This window comes from Phyllobacterium sp. YR620 (assembly GCF_900104165.1).
GTDB classification, from domain to species: Bacteria; Pseudomonadota; Alphaproteobacteria; order Rhizobiales; family Rhizobiaceae; genus Phyllobacterium; species Phyllobacterium pellucidum.
In genome coordinates this window covers 312486-330263 of sequence record NZ_FNJP01000002.1, presented here as the reverse complement: position 1 = coordinate 330263, position 17778 = coordinate 312486, and the positions used below count along the sequence as shown (strand labels likewise).

General features: G+C 58.8%; 20 protein-coding genes and 1 tRNA gene. 9 read left to right on the top strand and 12 right to left on the bottom strand.

Annotated elements, in window-relative coordinates; translation table 11 throughout:
- Positions 1 to 8: 8 nt before the first annotated feature.
- The gene (locus tag BLR72_RS08390) at positions 9 to 1025 is read right to left on the bottom strand and encodes a LacI family DNA-binding transcriptional regulator (RefSeq protein ID WP_091947282.1); all 1017 of its coding nucleotides are present in this window, start codon (positions 1023 to 1025) and stop codon (positions 9 to 11) included.
- Positions 1026 to 1452: 427 nt separating this feature from the next.
- On the opposite strand from BLR72_RS08390, the gene BLR72_RS08385 reads away from it, so the two are divergent.
- Positions 1453 to 2040, top strand: coding sequence for a hypothetical protein (locus tag BLR72_RS08385; RefSeq protein WP_091947279.1), 588 nt, complete (start codon positions 1453 to 1455; stop codon positions 2038 to 2040).
- Between the two features lie 73 nt (positions 2041 to 2113).
- Here the strand turns inward: BLR72_RS08385 and rpsA are convergent, their stop codons facing one another.
- The 4 genes from rpsA to aroA form a co-directional block, all read right to left on the bottom strand.
- On the bottom strand, positions 2114 to 3814 hold the full coding sequence (rpsA, locus tag BLR72_RS08380) for a 30S ribosomal protein S1 (RefSeq protein WP_027230837.1): 1701 nt from the start codon (positions 3812 to 3814) through the stop codon (positions 2114 to 2116).
- A gap of 121 nt (positions 3815 to 3935) precedes the next feature.
- Complete coding sequence (gene cmk / locus BLR72_RS08375; protein ID WP_244506677.1) at positions 3936 to 4574, bottom strand: (d)CMP kinase; 639 nt, start codon at positions 4572 to 4574, stop codon at positions 3936 to 3938.
- A 347-nt stretch (positions 4575 to 4921) separates the two neighbouring features.
- Complete coding sequence (locus BLR72_RS08370; RefSeq protein WP_091947276.1) at positions 4922 to 5266, bottom strand: hypothetical protein; 345 nt, start codon at positions 5264 to 5266, stop codon at positions 4922 to 4924.
- 85 nt (positions 5267 to 5351) lie between these two features.
- The gene (gene aroA, locus BLR72_RS08365) at positions 5352 to 6707 is read right to left on the bottom strand and encodes a 3-phosphoshikimate 1-carboxyvinyltransferase (protein ID WP_091947273.1); all 1356 of its coding nucleotides are present in this window, start codon (positions 6705 to 6707) and stop codon (positions 5352 to 5354) included.
- Positions 6708 to 6942: 235 nt separating this feature from the next.
- Here aroA and BLR72_RS08360 point away from each other — a divergent pair, with 235 nt between their 5' ends.
- The 4 genes from BLR72_RS08360 to BLR72_RS08345 all read left to right on the top strand — a co-directional run bounded on the left by BLR72_RS08360 (position 6943) and on the right by BLR72_RS08345 (position 9605).
- On the top strand, positions 6943 to 7332 hold the full coding sequence (locus BLR72_RS08360; protein WP_027230833.1) for a TIGR02300 family protein: 390 nt from the start codon (positions 6943 to 6945) through the stop codon (positions 7330 to 7332).
- Positions 7333 to 7481: 149 nt separating this feature from the next.
- Positions 7482 to 7557: transfer RNA gene (locus BLR72_RS08355), tRNA-Ala, on the top strand.
- Between the two features lie 144 nt (positions 7558 to 7701).
- Entirely contained in the window at positions 7702 to 8253 is a 552-nt protein-coding gene (locus tag BLR72_RS08350) for a hypothetical protein (RefSeq protein WP_027230832.1), read from the top strand.
- 95 nt (positions 8254 to 8348) lie between these two features.
- Complete coding sequence (locus BLR72_RS08345) at positions 8349 to 9605, top strand: acyltransferase family protein (RefSeq protein WP_091947270.1); 1257 nt, start codon at positions 8349 to 8351, stop codon at positions 9603 to 9605.
- Here BLR72_RS08345 and BLR72_RS08340 read toward each other — a convergent pair.
- On the bottom strand, positions 9542 to 10306 hold the full coding sequence (locus BLR72_RS08340) for an NIPSNAP family protein (protein WP_091947266.1): 765 nt from the start codon (positions 10304 to 10306) through the stop codon (positions 9542 to 9544). The genes BLR72_RS08345 and BLR72_RS08340 overlap by 64 nt on opposite strands.
- 97 nt (positions 10307 to 10403) lie before the next feature.
- Between BLR72_RS08340 and BLR72_RS08335 the strand changes: the two genes are divergently transcribed.
- Entirely contained in the window at positions 10404 to 11081 is a 678-nt protein-coding gene (locus BLR72_RS08335) for a TetR/AcrR family transcriptional regulator (RefSeq protein WP_244506660.1), read from the top strand.
- On the opposite strand, the gene BLR72_RS08330 is transcribed toward BLR72_RS08335, so the two are convergent.
- On the bottom strand, positions 11078 to 11971 hold the full coding sequence (locus tag BLR72_RS08330; protein ID WP_091947263.1) for a LysR family transcriptional regulator: 894 nt from the start codon (positions 11969 to 11971) through the stop codon (positions 11078 to 11080). The genes BLR72_RS08335 and BLR72_RS08330 overlap by 4 nt on opposite strands.
- Before the next feature lie 127 nt (positions 11972 to 12098).
- On the opposite strand from BLR72_RS08330, the gene BLR72_RS08325 reads away from it, so the two are divergent.
- On the top strand, positions 12099 to 12839 hold the full coding sequence (locus BLR72_RS08325) for an SDR family oxidoreductase (RefSeq protein ID WP_091947260.1): 741 nt from the start codon (positions 12099 to 12101) through the stop codon (positions 12837 to 12839).
- Between the two features lie 60 nt (positions 12840 to 12899).
- Here BLR72_RS08325 and BLR72_RS08320 read toward each other — a convergent pair whose 3' ends face one another.
- On the bottom strand, positions 12900 to 14825 hold the full coding sequence (locus tag BLR72_RS08320; protein ID WP_244506659.1) for a peptidoglycan L,D-endopeptidase MepK: 1926 nt from the start codon (positions 14823 to 14825) through the stop codon (positions 12900 to 12902).
- Between the two features lie 117 nt (positions 14826 to 14942).
- Between BLR72_RS08320 and BLR72_RS22425 the strand changes: the two genes are divergently transcribed.
- Positions 14943 to 15113, top strand: a complete 171-nt coding sequence (locus BLR72_RS22425) for a hypothetical protein (protein ID WP_210183726.1) — start codon at positions 14943 to 14945, stop codon at positions 15111 to 15113.
- 23 nt (positions 15114 to 15136) lie between these two features.
- Entirely contained in the window at positions 15137 to 16102 is a 966-nt protein-coding gene (locus tag BLR72_RS08315) for a DMT family transporter (RefSeq protein WP_091947257.1), read from the top strand.
- A 9-nt stretch (positions 16103 to 16111) separates the two neighbouring features.
- On the opposite strand, the gene BLR72_RS08310 is transcribed toward BLR72_RS08315, so the two are convergent.
- From BLR72_RS08310 to BLR72_RS08295, 4 genes are all read right to left on the bottom strand, one after another.
- Positions 16112 to 16585 carry an SRPBCC family protein gene (locus tag BLR72_RS08310; RefSeq protein WP_091947254.1) on the bottom strand — a complete coding sequence of 158 codons (474 nt, stop codon included), beginning with the start codon at positions 16583 to 16585 and terminating at the stop codon, positions 16112 to 16114.
- Positions 16586 to 16589: 4 nt separating this feature from the next.
- Positions 16590 to 16922 (bottom strand): ArsR/SmtB family transcription factor, encoded by a 333-nt coding sequence (locus BLR72_RS08305; protein ID WP_027230823.1) that lies wholly within the window; start codon positions 16920 to 16922, stop codon positions 16590 to 16592.
- An 83-nt stretch (positions 16923 to 17005) separates the two neighbouring features.
- Positions 17006 to 17200, bottom strand: coding sequence for an eL24 family ribosomal protein (locus tag BLR72_RS08300; RefSeq protein WP_036813545.1), 195 nt, complete (start codon positions 17198 to 17200; stop codon positions 17006 to 17008).
- On the bottom strand, positions 17193 to 17684 hold the full coding sequence (locus BLR72_RS08295; RefSeq protein ID WP_091947251.1) for an OsmC family protein: 492 nt from the start codon (positions 17682 to 17684) through the stop codon (positions 17193 to 17195). The genes BLR72_RS08300 and BLR72_RS08295 overlap by 8 nt, the downstream gene beginning before the upstream one ends.
- Between the last annotated feature and the right edge of the window lie 94 nt (positions 17685 to 17778).

Genomic DNA, 17778 nt, shown 5'->3' with positions numbered 1-17778 from the left:
GCATCCGGTCAGGCCGACATGCGCAGCTTGATTTCCGCATTAAGAAGGATGCGGGAATCCACCGGCAGGGGCGTTTTGGAGTCCTGGTTCTCGCCGAGCTTATTGAACAGCAGTTCGATCGCAAGCCGGCCGATCTCGTTGTAGTTTTGCGCCACTGTCGTCAGCGGCGGACACATATAGCGCGACAGCGGCTGGTCATCGTGCCCGGCGACGCGCAGCTGGCAGTCGGGTCCGCGTCCGACCTTCAGTCCCGCCTGGTATGCAGCAGCCACCACGCCGAACGCGATCCGGTCATTGGCGCAAAATACGGTGTTGGTGGGGAATCCCCCTTCCTTCAGGATGCGCGTCGTCCGGTCGAAGGCATACTTCTCGAAATCCCAATTGGCATGCTCTTCGATTGGAATGGCGCGGGGCTCGAAATTAAGGTCAGTCATCGCCTCCGTATAAGCGTCGCGCCGCTCCAGTGCGTTGTTGTTGACGAGCGCCATGCCGAAATAGCAGGGCGGCTCGCCGGAACGCGTCAGATAATCGACGATCAGCTTGAAGCTCTGGCGATTATTGGTGCCGACATAGGCCGAAGTGGCATCAAGCGGTGAATCGACATAAACGAGCGGAATTGAATCGCCGAGCTTGCGCAGCTTTTCATGATGCGACTGCACGCCGAGAGGGCCGATGATCACGCCCGCGACGTTCATCGACTTGAAGGTCTCGATGGCGCGTTCTTCAAGTTCCGGTTTGCCGTCGGAACTCAAGACAAATGCAAGGTGGCCCGCCTGTTCGGCAATGCCTTCGATCCGGCGCGTCAACGCCATATAAAATGGATCGGTCGAATTCGGCACGATGATGCCGAGTATATTCGTGCGGCGGCGATTGAGATTGACCGCAAAGATGTTGGGCCGAAACCCAGACTGCTTGACGGCGGCCTCGATGATGGCGCGTGTGGAACTTCGAACGGAATTCGGATCGTTGAAATATTTCGAAACCGTCGGACGCGACAGCCCGACGAACTCGGAAAAATCTTCCATCGTCTTGATAGGTTTTTTCACCGTCTGGATTCCCTGCTTGCTGTCAGCTTGCTCTCAAAAAAGCCGGTGCGTGCGGAAATTGCCGCCAATCATCACAATGATTTTTTGCTCAAAACTAAGACGGCGCAATACATCACCTGATTGATGGCGCGCGATCAATTTTTCGGAAAGTTGCAGAGAGCCTCACGCGCGTCAAGATCTTAATTACTCCGGATCAATTCCTGGAAAACATTATCATGAAACTAATTCTTGCGAAGAGGGTAAAGCTAATACCTTTGAGCTATAGAAATATTTCGGATGCCTTTGCAACGGCAGGCACGAAACCTGACACCTTCGCGGGGGGCGTTTGGGCCAGTGGTTTGCATCAATCTTGCACTCAGCTAGCATAAAGCTTCCAGTTCATGCTTACGACGGGGGAGGATACGCATTGGAAGGCCGCATACCCGATCCGGAAGTCTTCACCCATGTGCGCGTCATCATCGGCATCATCCTCGGCCTGAGCGTCTCGCGACTGCTGACCGGTGTCGCACGTATCATCCAGCATCCCCAGCGCAAGAACATATTTGCCGTGCATCTCGGTTGGGTGCTCTTTACCTTTCTCACCGTCGTGCATTTCTGGTGGTTCGAGTTTTATCTGCACGAACTCGTGCAATGGACTTTCGAGGCTTATCTCTTCGTTATCTTCTTCGCGAGCATTCATTTCCTTGCCTGTGCGCTGCTTTTCCCGGACAGCATGGAGGGCTATTCCGGCTATGAAGACTACTTCATGTCGCGAAGGGCGTGGTATTTCGGCATATTGATCGCGATTTTTGTCGTCGATTTCTTTGATACTGCGATGAAGGGCAAGGCGCATTTTGGCTCGCTCGGCCCTGAATATCCCTTCCGCAATCTGTTCCTGATCGGCATTGCCGGCCTTGGCATTTACCTTCGCCGCCCCAACGCGCAGATCGTTCTCGTCTGCCTCGCGCTTATAGTCCAGATCGCCTTCATCCTCGTGCAGTTCGACACGATCTGACGCTGCCAGACCCCCATAGAAAAACCCGCCGGCTTGCACCGGCGGGTCATTGGTTTTCGACTAAAAAAGACGCTTAGTTCTTTTCCTGCTTCTTCAGAGCAGCGCCCAGAATGTCGCCGAGCGAAGCGCCGGAGTCGGTCGAACCGTACTGTGCGACAGCTTCCTTCTCTTCGGCGATTTCAAGCGCCTTGATCGAGACCTGCAGCTTGCGGGTCTTCTTGTCGAAGGCGATGACGCGGGCGTCAACCTTCTGACCGACCGTGAAGCGTTCCGGACGCTGTTCGTCGCGGTCACGCGAGAGGTCAGCGCGACGGATGAAGGTGTCGAGGTCGTGGTCGACCAGACGAACTTCGAGGCCGCCATCGGTGATCCCGGTGACTTCAACGGTTACAACAGCGTTCTTGCGCAGTTCGCCCGAGGAAGCGGCTTCGCCGACCTTGTCGCCGGTAAGCTGCTTGATGCCGAGCGAGATACGCTCCTTCTCGACGTCGACGTCGAGAACCTGAGCCTTGACGACATCACCCTTGTTGTACTCTTCGATGACCTGTTCGCCCGGACGGTTCCAGTCGAGGTCGGAGAGGTGAACCATGCCGTCCACGTCGCCGTCGAGGCCAATGAACAGGCCGAATTCGGTCTTGTTCTTGACTTCGCCTTCGACGATCGTGCCGACCGGGAACTTCTCTGCAAAGGTCGTCCACGGATTGTCGAGCGTCTGCTTGAGGCCGAGGGAGATGCGGCGCTTGACCGGATCCACTTCGAGAACAACGACTTCGACTTCCTGCGTGGTCGAGAGCAACTTGCCGGGATGCACGTTCTTCTTCGTCCAGGACATTTCCGAAACGTGGATCAGGCCTTCGATGCCGGGCTCGATCTCAACGAATGCACCGTAGTCGGTGATGTTGGTGACGGTACCGGTGATCTTCTTGCCGATCGGGTACTTGGCACCGATGCCATCCCACGGATCGCTTTCGAGCTGCTTCATGCCGAGCGAAATACGATGGGTTTCCTGGTTGATACGGATGATCTGGACCTTGACGGTCTGGCCGATCGACAGGATTTCCGACGGATGGTTGACACGGCGCCATGCCATGTCGGTCACATGGAGCAGACCGTCAATGCCGCCGAGATCAACGAACGCACCGTAATCGGTGATGTTCTTGACCACGCCCTCAACGACCTGGCCCTCTTCGAGGTTCTGGACGATTTCGGAGCGCTGCTCAGCGCGGCTCTCTTCAAGAACGGTACGGCGCGAGACAACGATGTTGCCGCGACGCTTGTCCATCTTGAGGATTTCGAATGGCTGCGGGTTGTGCATGAGCGGGGTGACGTCGCGGATCGGACGGATGTCGACCTGCGAACGCGGCAGGAAGGCAACGGCGCCGTCGAGATCGACGGTAAAGCCACCCTTGACCTGGTTGAAGATGACACCGTCGACGCGCTCGCCGCGATTGAACTTCTCTTCAAGGCGGACCCAGCTCTCTTCGCGGCGTGCTTTTTCACGCGACAGAACGGCTTCGCCGAGAGCGTTTTCGATACGCTCGACATAGACTTCGACGAGATCGCCCGGCTTGAGCGAACCGTCCTTGGCCTTGGCGCCGAATTCCTTCAGCGGAACGCGGCCCTCAACCTTGAGGCCGGCGTCGATGATCGCCATGTCTTTTTCGATGGCGACGATACGGCCCTTTACAACGTAACCTTCAGCAAGATCGTTGGTGGCAAAGGACTCGGCGAGAAGAGCTTCGAAATCTTCGCGCGTTGGATTGGCTTGAGACATACATACTCCTGGAGTGTCCGGAAAATACATCGGACACAGCACCGGTGGTTCGTGTTGCGGTTCATTTGCATGCCAACCCGCCCTTTGAAGGGCAATCCGGTGCATGGGATGGCGGCAAATGTTATCGTTTAGAATGCATGTTTCGCGCCAAGGCCTGATCGATCAGGGTTTTGGCACTGAGAAACGCGGTCTCTATATCCATTTCTGTCGTATCAAGCAAGTGCGCGTCGCCAGCGGGCTTCAAGGGCGAATCGGTTCGGCCCATGTCGCGTGCGTCGCGGCGCCGCAAATCGTTGAGGATATCCTCATACGTCGCCGAACCGCCATTCAACCTGATCTCGTCGTAGCGGCGCCTGGCGCGCGCCTCGGGCGAGGCAGTTATATAGAGTTTCACCGGCGCATCCGGGCAAACCACCGTGCCGATATCGCGGCCATCAAGCACCGCGCCCGGTGAGCGTGCCGCAAAACTCTGCTGTGCAGCGACGAGCGTGCGCCGCACCGCCGGCATCACCGCGACGCGCGACGCGCCCTCGCCAATGTCGTGGGCGGCAAGGACATCCCGGTCGAGCCTCGAAAGGTCAACGCTGCGCGCTGCCTTTTCGGCAAGGAACTCGTCGTCGAGCGGCATGTTCTGGTCCATGAGCGATTTCGCCACCGCGCGGTAGGTAAGGCCTGTATCGAGGTGGTGGTAGCCGTAGGCATCGGCGATACGGCGGGCAAGCGTGCCCTTGCCCGAAGCGGCCGGTCCGTCGATCGCAATCGTGAAATGCGTCTGAGGCGGTGCTGCGTCTTCTTTTTCTTCCTTGTCGAAAGCCCATTGCCAGAGCGCAAACAGCGAGTAGGCAGCCGCAAGTACCAGCGTGATGATCGGGGTGATGCCTATCGTCACAAAAGCAAACCCGCCGATGGTCGACAGCATCGATTCCAGCCAGCCGGGCAGGGTGGCGGCAAAATTCTGCAGTATCGTATCGATGAGAAAAATGAGAACGAACTGAAAGATGAAGAGCCAGAAAAGCAGCGCAAACAGGCCGAAGCGGACGCGAAGGCCCGCGCGTTCGACCGCATAGGGAATGGCGACGATGGCAAATGACGTCAGCAGGAAAAACATCAAGCGACCCTTCTCTTGCCCATGATAAAGCCTATGCCGTAGCCGGCGATCGAACCGAGCGCCGATGGCAAGAGCAGAAACTGATAGGGCATCCAATCGCTGGCGCCTTCAGCCTCTGCATTCACTGCACCGGATGCAGTGTCAGACACATTCCACGCATAAAGGAAGATCAAGAGCAAAGGAAGCGCAACCCACAGGATTGTTCTGGCCGTGCCCGGCCATGGCCGGGGCTCCCTGCTGGCGATCGTGCCGGCATAGGCGCTGCGTCCGGCCCAGACCAGGCAAGGAACGCTCGACATGGCGTAGAGGAAATAGACCGTGATGGCCGAAAGGAGCGCGCTCATTGTCCGAGGCGCTCCCGGTCGCGCGCACGGCATGCTGATAATTGTGCGGATTGTTCAGATGCAATCATGCGCAATCGGAACCGATCTAGCCTTGCGCGCCGTCTTCGGAAATCTCCGCGCCCATTCTGGTCATCATCTCCATGAACTCCGGGAAGCTCGTCGCGATCATCGTCGCGTCGTCGACAGTCACCGGCTTTTCGGCGGCAAGCCCCATGACGAGGAAGCTCATAGCGATCCGGTGGTCGAGATGCGTCTCGACGGTACCGCCGCCAAGGCCCTTGCCGTCCGGACGGCCGCGCACACTGAGGCTTTCCGGACCTTCCGTGCAATCGACTCCATTGGTTTTCAGCCCGTTGGCGACAGCCGAGAGACGATCCGATTCCTTGACGCGCAGTTCATCGAGTCCGTGCATGAGCGTCTCGCCCATGGCAAAGCTCGCTGCGACCGCGAGGACGGGATATTCGTCGATCATCGAGGGTGCGCGCTCCGGCGGCACGCTGACGCCCTTGAGTTCGGACGAGCGCACGCGCAGGTCGGCGACGTCTTCGCCGCCGGCAAGACGCGCGTTGAGAACCTCGATATTTGCGCCCATTTCCTGCAATGTCAGGATGAGGCCGGTGCGCGTCGGGTTCATCAGCACGTTGCGAATGGTAATGTCGGAGCCGGGGACGAGCAGCGCCGCGACCAGCGGGAAAGCCGTCGAGGACGGATCGCCGGGCACGTCGATTACCTGTCCGGTAAGCTTGCCCTGGCCCTCGATACGAATATGGCGGACGCCGTCCTTGTCCGTCTCGACCGAAAGATTGGCGCCGAAACCCTGTAGCATCTTCTCGGTGTGATCGCGCGTCATTACCGGCTCGACCACGGTCGTTATGCCCGGAGTGTTAAGGCCGGCGAGAAGCACGGCTGATTTGACCTGCGCTGACGCCATCGGCACGCGATATGTGATCGGGGCCGCCGCCTTGGGACCGCGCAACGTCAACGGCAGGCGGTCGCCATCCGCGGCCGAGACCTGCACGCCCATTTCTCGCAAGGGATTGAGCACGCGGCCCATCGGGCGTTTCGAGAGCGAGGCGTCGCCGATGAACGTCGTCTCCATCGCATAGGTGCCGACGAGACCCATGGTCAAGCGTGCGCCGGTTCCGGCATTGCCGAAGTCAAGCGGAGCCTCCGGCTCGAGAAGGCAGCCATTGCCCGTACCCTGAATGATCCACACATCTCCGTCCTTGGCGATCTTCGCGCCCATGGCCTGCATGGCGCGACCGGTGTTGATCACGTCTTCGCCTTCGAGCAGGCCGGTAATACGGGTTTCGCCGGAGGCAAGGCCGCCAAACATGAAGGAGCGATGCGAGATCGACTTGTCGCCGGGGATGCGGATATCGCCCGAAAGGGCCTTCGAGCGACGGGCGGTAGCGGGGCGGGGCAATGAAGTGTGGGACATGGAGCAATCACAATGAAAAGGGCTGGCAGGGTGCGGCCGCGTTGGTAACACAGCTTGAAGATGCGGTCATCTCGCAAATGCATTCGCGTGTGCGGGCTTTTTTCACTTTGACAAATACGCTGAATTGCGTTTATGGGACCAGAAATCCATTTTTGATGAGCGCTTGCATGCACGGTCGGGTTTAGGGACCTGAATGTTGACCGGATGCGGGCGCAGCCAGAACGCGAGGCAAAACGTGGCAAATCCCAAACTTGGCACCAAGCGAATTGACCCGGAGACCGGGCAGAAGTTCTACGATCTGAACCGCGATCCGATTGTTTCGCCGTATACGGGCAAGAGCTACCCGCTCAGCTACTTCGATTCGACCGCGGCCGCCGCGCGCGAAGAGGAAGAAGAGGTCGAAACCGAAGAACTCGACGTTGCGCTCGAGAAGCCGGAATTCGTTTCGCTCGAGGATGCGGATGCCGACAGCGGCGAGGATGTTCCGGACCTCGGCGATGATGTCGATGTTGAGGTGGAAGATTCCGACGACGACGATACGTTCCTTGCCGAAGACGAGGAAGACGAGGACGACGACGTCACCGACATCCTCGGCGGCGGCATTGGCGACGACGACGAGAATTGATTTCAAATAATCCTGTTCGTCGAAAATAACCGGCGAACAGGACTTGATCTTCCCGGCGGCGGGAGATAAGTACCCGCCCGGGCAAGGCGCCAGACCTTGCCGAACAGTTTGCCGGTTTATCCGGCGCGGCCTTTTCGGCCGATTGGAATGGGGCCATAGCTCAGCTGGGAGAGCGCTTGCATGGCATGCAAGAGGTCAGCGGTTCGATCCCGCTTGGCTCCACCAAATTTCATAAAATAATCCGATCTCTTTTGGAAATCTCACATCGGAGCACCCGAGCCCAGTTTGGCGTGCCAATGCGATTTGTTAAGAATGCCAGTTTACAACAGGGCGAGTTCTTTCTCCTGAGAAAAACCGCGATCTGTATTTATGACCGACTTCGGCAGGATTGTAACCGTTCTCTCAATGGTCCTGGGGCTGGGGGTGACACGCCTTCTGCTTGGCTTGGTCACTGTGTTCCGCATCCGGCGCGAAAGTCCACTTGACTGGGTGTCGCTCGCATGGGCGGCAATCCTGTTCACTATCCAACTTCAATACTGGTGGGCCATTACCCTGCTGCCATCTGTGAAGCCAACGTTTTCTTTCCCAGATTTTATCTTCCTTGTTCTTCTCACTCTGATGCTCTTCCTATCGGCAGCGCTTATGCTGCCGAGCAGAAGTGAGGATGAAAAAAACGGGCTGCGCGCCTATTTTGAACATGACGGGCGATACGCTCTCCTATCGCTGACTGGTTTCCTCCTGCTCGCTTTCCTCGTGAATATTTTCTTTTTCAAATCGTCGCCTTTGTCTGCATGGGCTTTGACGGACGTTCCAATGATTGTACTGCCCGTCGCAACCTTCTTCGCCAGGTCGCGCAAGGTATACGCAGCGCTGACAATTGCGTATTTGCCGCTTGTGGCCTGGGACGTTTATATATCGTGATCAACTACGAGGAGATGTGCCGCCCGCACGGGCGTTGCATCACTCCGGTTTATGTGCGAATGCCGGGTAAATTGTCCATGGTGGACCGCTCCTGAATGACCGTTTATGCCATTTGGCCATCATTCATCGCTATTGGCTTGGTCATGCTGCTCGCTTGCCTGCCGGTCTTCGATCGGGCGGGATTCGGTCCAGCCAGGGGTCGGCGCATCGATGCGGTGGATGGGCTGCGGGGATTTCTGGCACTTGCCGTCGTGCTCCACCATTCCATCATTTACTATGAGTTCATGCGCAATGGCGCCTGGGCAGTGCCACCGTCGCGCTTCTACACCCTGGCCGGACAATTGGGTGTTGCCTATTTTTTCGTGATCACGGGCTATCTGTTCTGGGGCAAGATCGTCAGGGCGAGGGGATCGCTTGATTTTGCCAGTCTCATGCTAGGCCGCCTGTTCAGGTTGGGCCCGGTCTACCTGCTTGTCGCCTCGATCGCCATGGCCATCATGTTCGTCAGGTCCGGCGCGCGCCTGAACGTGCCAGCGCCGCAGTTTTTCATGGAACTCGTCCAAAACCTGTCCCTTGGTATCTTTCCGCTTGTCGAGATAAATGGTGCCCCGGGCATAGGCACCCTGACGGCCGGGGTCACATGGACCTTGCAATATGAATGGCTTTTCTATTTCGCGCTGCCGTTCCTTGCAATTTTTGCGCGGCGTGATCGCCTGCACCTGCCCTTCGCGGTGCTCGCAACGATGCTGGCGCTGATTTTTGCCTTGATCTCGCCGGACCGCCAGTTTGCACTCTATTCGCTCTTTGGCTTCGGTATGGTGTGCGCATCGCTTGAAGATGAAAGTTTGGTGCTGCGACTGCATCCCGCGTTTGCGTCGATCGGCATTGCCGCGATACTCGCAGTCATAGGAATGAATTATGAAACATCCTATCGCCCGGATGTGTCTGTCTTAATCGGAGCGTCCTTCTACTTGATGTTAAGCGGCGGCACCCTTTTCGGGCTGCTGGTCGCGCGGCCTTCGATCCGGCTCGGAGAAATCAGTTATTGCATTTATCTGATGCAGGGCCTCGCGCTGTTTTCAATCTTCGCCATTCCGCCGTTGCGTGCATTCGCTCTGGCCGCCGACGCATACTATTGGATCATGATATGCGTGGTCATTGTTGTGCTGGTTCTCGCGGCGCTGGCGGCGCACGTTCTGATCGAGCGGCCCGGCATCGAACTCGGTCGCAGAATTCAGCGTAGGGAACGCGAGTCGGTCGCCGCAGCTGGTGAGCGCCAGCCGCAGGTTCATCGCAACGCGGAGCGGCCCGTCGGCGAAAACCTTGCTACGATGGAATCCGCGATCAAATAGCTTTCGAGCGCCTCCTGCACGCGCTGCCATGCAATGTCGTTTGTCAGCCGTCTGTTGAAATCGGCATGGGCGGCAAGATCGTCGAAGCGGGAGACGACCACGAAAACATTTTCTCCGAGCCGCACGGGAAGCCGCGGAAAAGTGTTTTCACTGTGCTCCGAAGCCAAAATTGCAATGCGTATATCGCCAATCCGGTCGAGAATCGGCTCCAGTTCATTGCGGTGAAATGAGTGAAACGCGTTTTCAGCGGGTTCCTTCAGTCTATATGTCAATGCCTGATAGATTGCCGGGGAGGGCTGCTCGCAGCCATGCCCGGGTCGGGCATCTGGAAACCTGAAGCCTCCCGAATCGCCTGCGGGATGCAGGAGAAGCACATCGTCGGAATCAATCATCGTCGCATTGGCAGCATCGCGATGTCTCGCCCAGACGGGTCCGTCATAGAATGCTGTCAGCGCAGCATGCCGTTCTCGCATGCCGGAAAATCCCCTTAGCCAGACAAATGCATCCGGATCGTCGAGATCACGGAACTGGCCAATGACACGCATGCGGCAGGCTTCCTGGGTTTCGATGAATTCAGCATCGAAGAGTGTGATCAATTCGTCGCGTCGCCCTGGATGCAACCTGTAGCGGCGTAGCTCCATGATCGGGCTTTGCCCCGGCTCGCCGTCCGTAGGATGGGCGGTTTCAACAGTCTTGAACATTCATCCTCCAAAACAAACAGGGCATCCTGTTTAAATAAAAGACCGGTTGTCCTGTTTTGTCAATCTCGCTATCCTTGAAGGAAAGGAGATCTGGATCTTGGCTGAGAACGAACTGAAAACGCGCGGTGTGGCGCCCATGAGCGAAAAGCATGGCCCCGGAGCCCCGGCCGTGGTTGCTGCAGGTAAGCCGAAGCGCACCAATAATCCGCAGGCAATGCGGGCCCGGATCCTTGATGTTGGCGCCGACCTTTTCCAGCGGCACGGCTACAACGCGACCAGCGTGCATGACGTCGTGCGGGCAGCGGGCACCACCGGAGGTGCGCTGCACCATCATTTTGCGACAAAGAAGTCGCTAGGCCTTGCCGTCATCGCCGAGCGGGTGGCGCCGGAAGTCGAGGCGACCGCCATCCAGCCGGTTTCAAATGCATCATCGGCCGCGTCGGGGATTCGTGCGGTGTTCAACGGTGTTGCTGATACGCTCGAGCATAACCGGGCAGTGACCGGTTGCCCGCTGAACAACCTCGCGCTCGAACTATCCTTGGCCGATCCGGACTTTCGCGAAGCGGTCAACGCCGTCTTCGATCGTTGGCGCGCCGCGCTTTCCTTCCGCTTGCACGCTGATCATCCGGAAATGGACGAAGCACGCGCGCACGATCTCGCCACGCTCGTGGTCGCCAGCTATTCGGGGGCGATGGCGATGGCCAAGACCAGCCAAAGCGCGGCGCCGCTGCGCGCCTGCGCAACCCAACTCGAGACCTTGCTGCGCAGAACCTAGAGCGGCGCCCTGGCGAATATTTCGGTGAGCCAGTCGGCGAAGACGCGCACGCGCGAAGAAAGCTGGCGGTTCTGCGGATAGAGCACCGAAACGATCATTGGCGGGGGCGGGCTCCCGGGTAGAACGACCCGCAGGCTTCCTTCAGCAAGTTCATTCGCGATTCGATAACGTGGCACCTGGATGAGCCCGAGGCCGGCAATTGCGGATGCGGCATAAATATCCGCGCCCGTCACCGAAACGGGTCCCGGCAAGTTCACCAGTCTGAGACCTGTTTGCGTGGCGAATTCCAGCGGAAACGGCTTGCCCGTACCGCTTGAAACATAATTGACGGCCTGATGTCCGGCGAGGTCATCTAGGCTCCTTGGCTCGCCATGCCGGGCAAGGTAAGCCGGGCTCGCACAGGTCACTTGCTGCATCTCGGCAATCTTGCGTCCGACCATGGTGGAATCCTTGAGGTCGCCGACGCGCAGGACGCAGTCGACTCCCTCCTGAACGAGATCGACAAGCCGGTCGCCTTCGCCGATGCTGAGTTCGAGGGCGGCGTAACGATTGAGGAAATCGGGCAGTGCCGGTATCACAAAATGTCGCGCCAACGTGCCTTGCAGGTTTACCCGCAAAAGACCCTTCGGCGCCGAGTCGCGGAACGATGCTTCCGCTTCCTCCATGTCGGCGAGGAGGCGCAGGCAACGGTCGTAATAGGCTTCGCCGTCGAGTGTCGGGTTGACCTGGCGTGTCGTGCGGTCGAGCAGGCGCGTACCTAGGCGCTCTTCAAGACGTTGCATGGCGTTGGTCACTGTCGCACGCGGAATGTGGAGATCGTCCGCAGCATTGCTAAAACTGCGCCGCTCGACGATGCGTACGAATATCTGCATATCGCGAAAACGATCCATGCCGGCGCTTGCTCTCGTTCAATTGTTATAGAATATCGAATAGTCATGCCAATTATTGGCTAATTATGCAGAAAGTGATTTGCGGCATAGTGGAGCAAATGTCAACGTGACAGGGGAGTTCCATCGAATGACACAGACCGATAAACGGATCGCAATCGTCACAGGCGCAGCGCGTGGTATTGGTGCGGCGGTTGCAGAGCGGCTCGCAAAAGACGGTTTTGCCGTCGTCATCAATTATGCGAACAGCGCCAGGGAAGCCGAGGCGCTTGCGGCCAAGCTCGGCAAGGCGGGCCAAAGGGCGATCGCCGTGCAGGCGGATGTTGCCAAGGCCGAGCAAGTGCGCCGCATGTTCGATCTTGTCGAGGCGGAACTCGGCAAGGTCAGCGTTCTCGTCAACAATGCCGGCATCATGAAGGTTCAGCCGCTTGCCGAAACCAGCGACGCGGTTTTCGAACAGCAGTTTGCCACGAATGTTCAGGGCACATTCAACACGATGCGCGAGGCTGCCGGCAGGATGGGCGATGGCGGCCGCATCATCAACTTTTCGACCTCGGTGGTCGGGACGAACCTTCCGGGCTACGCCGTTTATGCCGGCACCAAGGCGGCGGTCGAAACATTCACGCGCATCTTCGCCAAGGAACTGCGCGGCCGCAACATAACGGTCAATGCCGTTGCGCCGGGGCCGGTTGCAACCGATCTCTTCCTTGCAGGCAAGAGCGAGGAACTTGTCCAGCAGCTCAGCAAGGCTGCGCCCATGGAAAGGCTTGGACAGCCGGATGATATCGCCCGCGTCGTCTCGTTTCTAGCGGGTCCCGATGGCGGCTGGATCAATGGACAGGTCGTGCGGGCCAATGGCGGGTTGGTCTGAGCCCAAACAGAAAACGGCGGCTGTGAAGCCGCCGTTGCTCGTCTCGGGTTCTTGCAGCCGTTACATGCCGCTGGTCGGCTGGAAGCGCGCAATCTGCATGAAGGTCACGGCCTTGCCGGTAAACTTGTTGGCGTCAGCAACAGGCAATGCTTGCTGGAAGCCGGCGGTATAGACCGTCGTCGGCGCCTTGCGCATCGAGCTGTTGCGCAGAACCGCCGGCACCACCTCTGGCGCTGTGGCGGCGACCTGTTCGGAGGATAACGCCCTATCCGATAGGTCGGAGGACACCTGGATTGCCTTTGCCGTCTGCCCCTGTGCTGCCTGGCGGTGCGGCTTGGCCTTCTTGCTGGTGGTCTTCACGCCGCTGTCGAGCATGGCGACCGGGTCGCCCTTGGCTTCGAGCATTGTGCGACGGAGGGACGTCTGTGGTTGAACCGCCGCCATTTGAACATTCTGCTGCGGCTGCAACCGTCCGCCTGTGGTGCCGCTCGTCGTGGGCATCGGCGCGACGAGGTCGGCGGAATCGTCGTCATGGTCGACATCCGCCTGAGCAATGATGGCCTCCGGGCTAAGACTGTCATCGGGAACGGCGATGACGTCCTGTTCTGCGGCGGCAGGGGCAGGTGCTGCGGCCACGACCGGGCGTTGGCCGGGGACGACCGAAGCAACCTTCATGTCTGGCTGCTTCGGCTTGTCGAAGGGCACGGGAACAAGAGCGTTGGCCATGGCCGGTTGGGACTGATCGGCGGCCTCGGCGGGCTGCTCGATATTTGCTGCGATGAGTTCGCGGATCGCGCTGGCGCTGTCGTCGGGTCGCGTCTCGGGCACGGCGACCGCGGCAGTGTTCTGTGCGAGCGCATTAAGTGTCGAAGGATCGCCCGGCGCGGGTGTCGGCGCGTAGTCTGGACGGCGCAGCGGTACCGGCACGGCAAAGGCGAGAGCGGCATTGTCTTCGGGCGTTATGGCGACGGGCGCCGGTGCTTCCTGGCGCGGCGCGGCCAAAGGCTGCGGAACCCGGGCGGGTAGCTCCGGGGCAGCCGGAGTTGCGGTTGCCGCAGGCGCTGCCGCTGGTTGCGGCTGTGCCGCCACTACCGGAGCCGTACCGCCATCGTCCGCGTCCTCGCCTGCCGGAGCCTGGGCAACGGCGCGCGAGGGTTTGGCCGTTGAAGCGACCGCGACAGAGCTCTCGCTCGAATCCTCTTCCTCGTCCGCACCGCCGCCAAAGAGCAGGCCGAACAGGGTCTTGCCTTTCCGGCTGGAGCCCGATGACGAGCTTGCAATCTGTATCGAGCTGCCGTTGCGACGGCGGGCTTCATAGGCGGCGACCGCCTGTTCATAGCCGGGCAGCGGTCGTCCGTCGGATGGAACATGGATCGTCTTGCCGTCCGGGAAGACCGCGAGAAGTTCCTTGCGGCTCATGCGCGGCCAGTGGCGGACATTGCCGACGTCGGTGTGAATGAAGGGCGATCCCGAACGAGGATAATAACCGACGCCGCCAGCCTCGTAGCGCAGGGCAGTGGCACGCAGGGTCGCAAGCTTCACGCCGGGCAGGTACCAGTCCATGGCTTTGCCGAGCATGTGCTGGCTCTTGCGGGCTACACCGCGCGTACGTGAGCGCAGCATGGAATTGGTTGCCGGAGAGCGGTAGGCCGAAACCACATGGATATAATCGCGCCCGCCAACCCTGTCGTAGACCTGCCAGACGAGATCGAACAGGCGGGGGTCCATCTTCGTCGGTTCGTTGCGGCGCCAGTCGCGCAGGAAACGGTTCAACTTGTTGAGGCCGTCCTGCTGATAACGGCCGTTCCGCTTGAAGGTTATTTCGGCGCGTTCGTTGGTGTGGACGAAATAGAGCCGCAATGTGCGGGTCTCGGCAAAGGCCTCGGCGGAGGAAAACAGCATCGACAGGAAAAGGACAAAGGGTCCAAACCAGCGGCCGCTGATCGGGAAAACTGTCTTCGATAGGCCGGTTTTTGCTTCACTCACGCTAGACAATATCGTTCCAATCCTGACCGTTTTCCAAAGCACCGAATAGCTGGACTATCCGATTTATTGGTTAATGACCACTTTATTGATGCACACGAGCATCCGATTTGAATGTTTATGAACGCTTCCCCAGACAAGCTGTCTTCCCTAAAAGGACAAATTCAAGTCGAGATTATGGCTGACATTGCAAATGGTTGGGCTAAATCTGCTTATTTTCGCGCCACAGGTGGGCTTTTGGTTGTTTGGGCTGGATTGGCCAAGAAAAATAGCGCAAACCAGCCGGATTAAAAATCTCCCCAGGATAGAACCGAATGTCCGCTCCATCGGATACCCATATTCACGCATCCGCATCGCCTGCAGCCCGCAACGGCGTCGTTTTGATGCTGCTTGGCATGCTTATGTTTTCTCTCAACGATGTGATGGGCAAATGGCTGGTGTCGACCTATTCGGTGGGGCAGGTGGTTTTCATCCGCAGCGTCGCCGCGCTCATCATCCTGGCGCCGTTCATATGGTTCAACGGTCCGGAGAAGCTGTTTCAGGTCGATCGCCCGCGCCTGCAGCTGCTGCGCGCGGTTCTCTCGACCGTGGAGGTATTCGCCTTCTATTTCGCCGTGGTCTACCTGCCGCTTGCCGACGTAATGACCTACTGGCTGGCGGCGCCCATCTATGTGGCCGCGGTCTCGCCCTTTATCCTGAAGGAGCCCGTCGGCTGGCGTCGTTGGAGCGCTATCATCATCGGCTTTGTCGGCGTGGTCATCGCGCTCGAACCGTCGTCTCAGGCTTTGACACCGCAAGCGATTATCTCGATTTTAGGCAGCGTGGCATTTGCCTTCATGCTGCTGCTTGGCCGGTCCTTGCGCGGGACACCTGATACGACGCTGGTTTTCTGGCAGATCGTCGGTGCCGGCGCGGCGGGGCTCGTCGCCATCGTGTTTGACTGGAAGCCGGTCAGCGTGCGCGATCTGCTGCTCCTCGGCCTTCTCGGCGTCGTCGCCATGCTCGCCCATGTCCTTGTCAACCGTGCTCTCAAGCTCGCGGACGCGGCAACCGTAGCGCCGCTGCAGTATACGTTGCTGTTCTGGGCAATTGTCTTCGGCTGGCTGGTGTTCGGTGACGTACCGCGCATGTCGATGTTGATCGGGTCGGGCTTCATCGTCGCTTCCGGCCTCTTCATCTTCTTCCGCGAACAACAGCTGAAGCGTCAGGGGCGGATCAAAACGCTCAATCAGACAGTGGTTGCCGGATCGGGCGATGGCGCCGGACCCGGCAACAGTTAGTGATTTCGCTCAGGCGTTTGCTGGCACGGCTTCAAGGGATGCGCCGAGTGCGTCGAGCAGCGAGTCCATCCCACCCCGGCGCACGGCCGGATTGTCGAACTCGTCGAGGAAGGCGCCCTGTTCAGTTAGGACCAGCCGCGTTCCGGTGCCTTCCGGCTTCAGTTCGAGCGTTGCCAGCGATACGGAGATGCGCTTGCCGTCGAGATGCATCTCGTATGTGTAGATAATGCGCTGGTCCGGCACGATATCCTGGTAGATCGCATCGAAGCGGTGCTGCGGTCCTTCCTTGGGGCCGCCAATGCTGACTTCGCGTCCGCCGACCCTGAAATCTATCTGGTGCTGGGCCGGCCCCCATTCCTCGGGGCCCTTGAACCATTTTGCCTTCGCTTGCGGGTCGCTCAATGCGAAGAACACCCGGGCTGGCGCAGCCGGATAGCTACGCTCGAGAGTAAAAGTATCATGCGTCACGGATCGCTTGGTCATGCTTTTATCCCTTTGTTTGATCGGCGAGGAAATCGCCGAGCCTGTCGAGGCGCAGTTCCCACGTCCTGCGCCGATCCATCATCCAGTCCTCGGCCGTCTGCAGTGCCACCCAGTCGACACGGCAGGTGCGCACGCGCCCGACCTTTTCAGACCGCACCAGCCCGCTCGCTTCGAGAACCTGCAAATGCTGTACCACGGCCGGCAGCGACATTGTGAGGGGCTTGGCGAGTTCGCTGACCGAGGCTGGTCCCTTGCTCAACCGCTCGATCATGCTGCGTCGGGACGGATCCGCGAGCGCCTGAAACATGAGATCGAGCTTGTCCTGTTTGTTAAGCATATACTTAAGTATCGCAACATCGGCAGGCTGTCAATCGGCGAGTGGCCTAAATCACTCGGGGTGTTGTTAAAGTAAGTCCGGTTCTAAGGATTTGCGTGCGCTACGCGCGCCAGCGCCGCTTCGAAATGGTTGACCGCCTTTTCGAACTTGTCGCGGCAGCCGGGGTTGCAAAAGCCAACGACCGCGCCCTTGTAGAGCGTGAGGCTATCCTCCTTGATCGGATCGCCCGACCAGGGACAATTCCTGTTGACCGCGTCGCTAATCCTCAGTTCATGCATCGTCTTGTTCCTCCCTTGCGCCTTGAACGGCTTCGACCACGACGTGCGTGAGCACGGAATTGGCGATAAAGCATTGTTCGTGGGCTTCGTGATGTATGCCGGCTTCGGTGTCGCGATCTGGGGCCGCGCCAACGTAGGTTATGCCAGGCTTCAACGTAACCCGGCTCACATAAAGCCGGCCGCCTTCATTCTTGGCAAGTTCGCCCTCGGCAGCGTCACGATACTGGCGGACGACAAAGCCCTTCTTCGCTGCAATCGAAAGAAAGAACAGCATGTGGCAGCTCGCCAGCGATGCAACGAAGGCTTCTTCGGGGTCGACATTCGCGGGCTCGGAGAAGGGAACGCGGACAATATGGGGCGACGACGAAGCCGGAACTTCGGCGCCGCCATCGAACTGCCAGACATGGGCACGGCTATACTTGCTGTCGCTGAAAGGTTCGCTGTCCTGCTTTTCCCAAAGGACTGTCGCGCCGAAAGTGGTCATTGCTGCATTTCCAGGATCTGCCGCTGATTTGATCAACCAGAGCTTGTCAAAGCGGCCAAGAATTGTCGATAACCAGTGCCCGGAAAAGAATCGG

Coding starts and splice junctions, on each gene's coding strand:
- BLR72_RS08295 (WP_091947251.1), bottom strand. CDS start 17,684: ATGACCACTTTCGGCGCGACAGTCCTTTGGGAAAAGCAGGACAGCGAA.
- BLR72_RS08340 (WP_091947266.1), bottom strand. CDS start 10,306: ATGTTCAAGACTGTTGAAACCGCCCATCCTACGGACGGCGAGCCGGGG.
- BLR72_RS08305 (WP_027230823.1), bottom strand. CDS start 16,922: ATGCTTAACAAACAGGACAAGCTCGATCTCATGTTTCAGGCGCTCGCG.
- BLR72_RS08325 (WP_091947260.1), top strand. CDS start 12,099: ATGACACAGACCGATAAACGGATCGCAATCGTCACAGGCGCAGCGCGT.
- aroA (WP_091947273.1), bottom strand. CDS start 6,707: ATGTCCCACACTTCATTGCCCCGCCCCGCTACCGCCCGTCGCTCGAAG.
- BLR72_RS08370 (WP_091947276.1), bottom strand. CDS start 5,266: ATGAGCGCGCTCCTTTCGGCCATCACGGTCTATTTCCTCTACGCCATG.
- BLR72_RS08350 (WP_027230832.1), top strand. CDS start 7,702: ATGACCGACTTCGGCAGGATTGTAACCGTTCTCTCAATGGTCCTGGGG.
- BLR72_RS08315 (WP_091947257.1), top strand. CDS start 15,137: ATGTCCGCTCCATCGGATACCCATATTCACGCATCCGCATCGCCTGCA.
- BLR72_RS08330 (WP_091947263.1), bottom strand. CDS start 11,971: ATGGATCGTTTTCGCGATATGCAGATATTCGTACGCATCGTCGAGCGG.
- BLR72_RS22425 (WP_210183726.1), top strand. CDS start 14,943: ATGAACGCTTCCCCAGACAAGCTGTCTTCCCTAAAAGGACAAATTCAA.
- BLR72_RS08310 (WP_091947254.1), bottom strand. CDS start 16,585: ATGACCAAGCGATCCGTGACGCATGATACTTTTACTCTCGAGCGTAGC.
- BLR72_RS08390 (WP_091947282.1), bottom strand. CDS start 1,025: ATGGAAGATTTTTCCGAGTTCGTCGGGCTGTCGCGTCCGACGGTTTCG.
- BLR72_RS08300 (WP_036813545.1), bottom strand. CDS start 17,200: ATGCATGAACTGAGGATTAGCGACGCGGTCAACAGGAATTGTCCCTGG.
- BLR72_RS08345 (WP_091947270.1), top strand. CDS start 8,349: ATGACCGTTTATGCCATTTGGCCATCATTCATCGCTATTGGCTTGGTC.
- rpsA (WP_027230837.1), bottom strand. CDS start 3,814: ATGTCTCAAGCCAATCCAACGCGCGAAGATTTCGAAGCTCTTCTCGCC.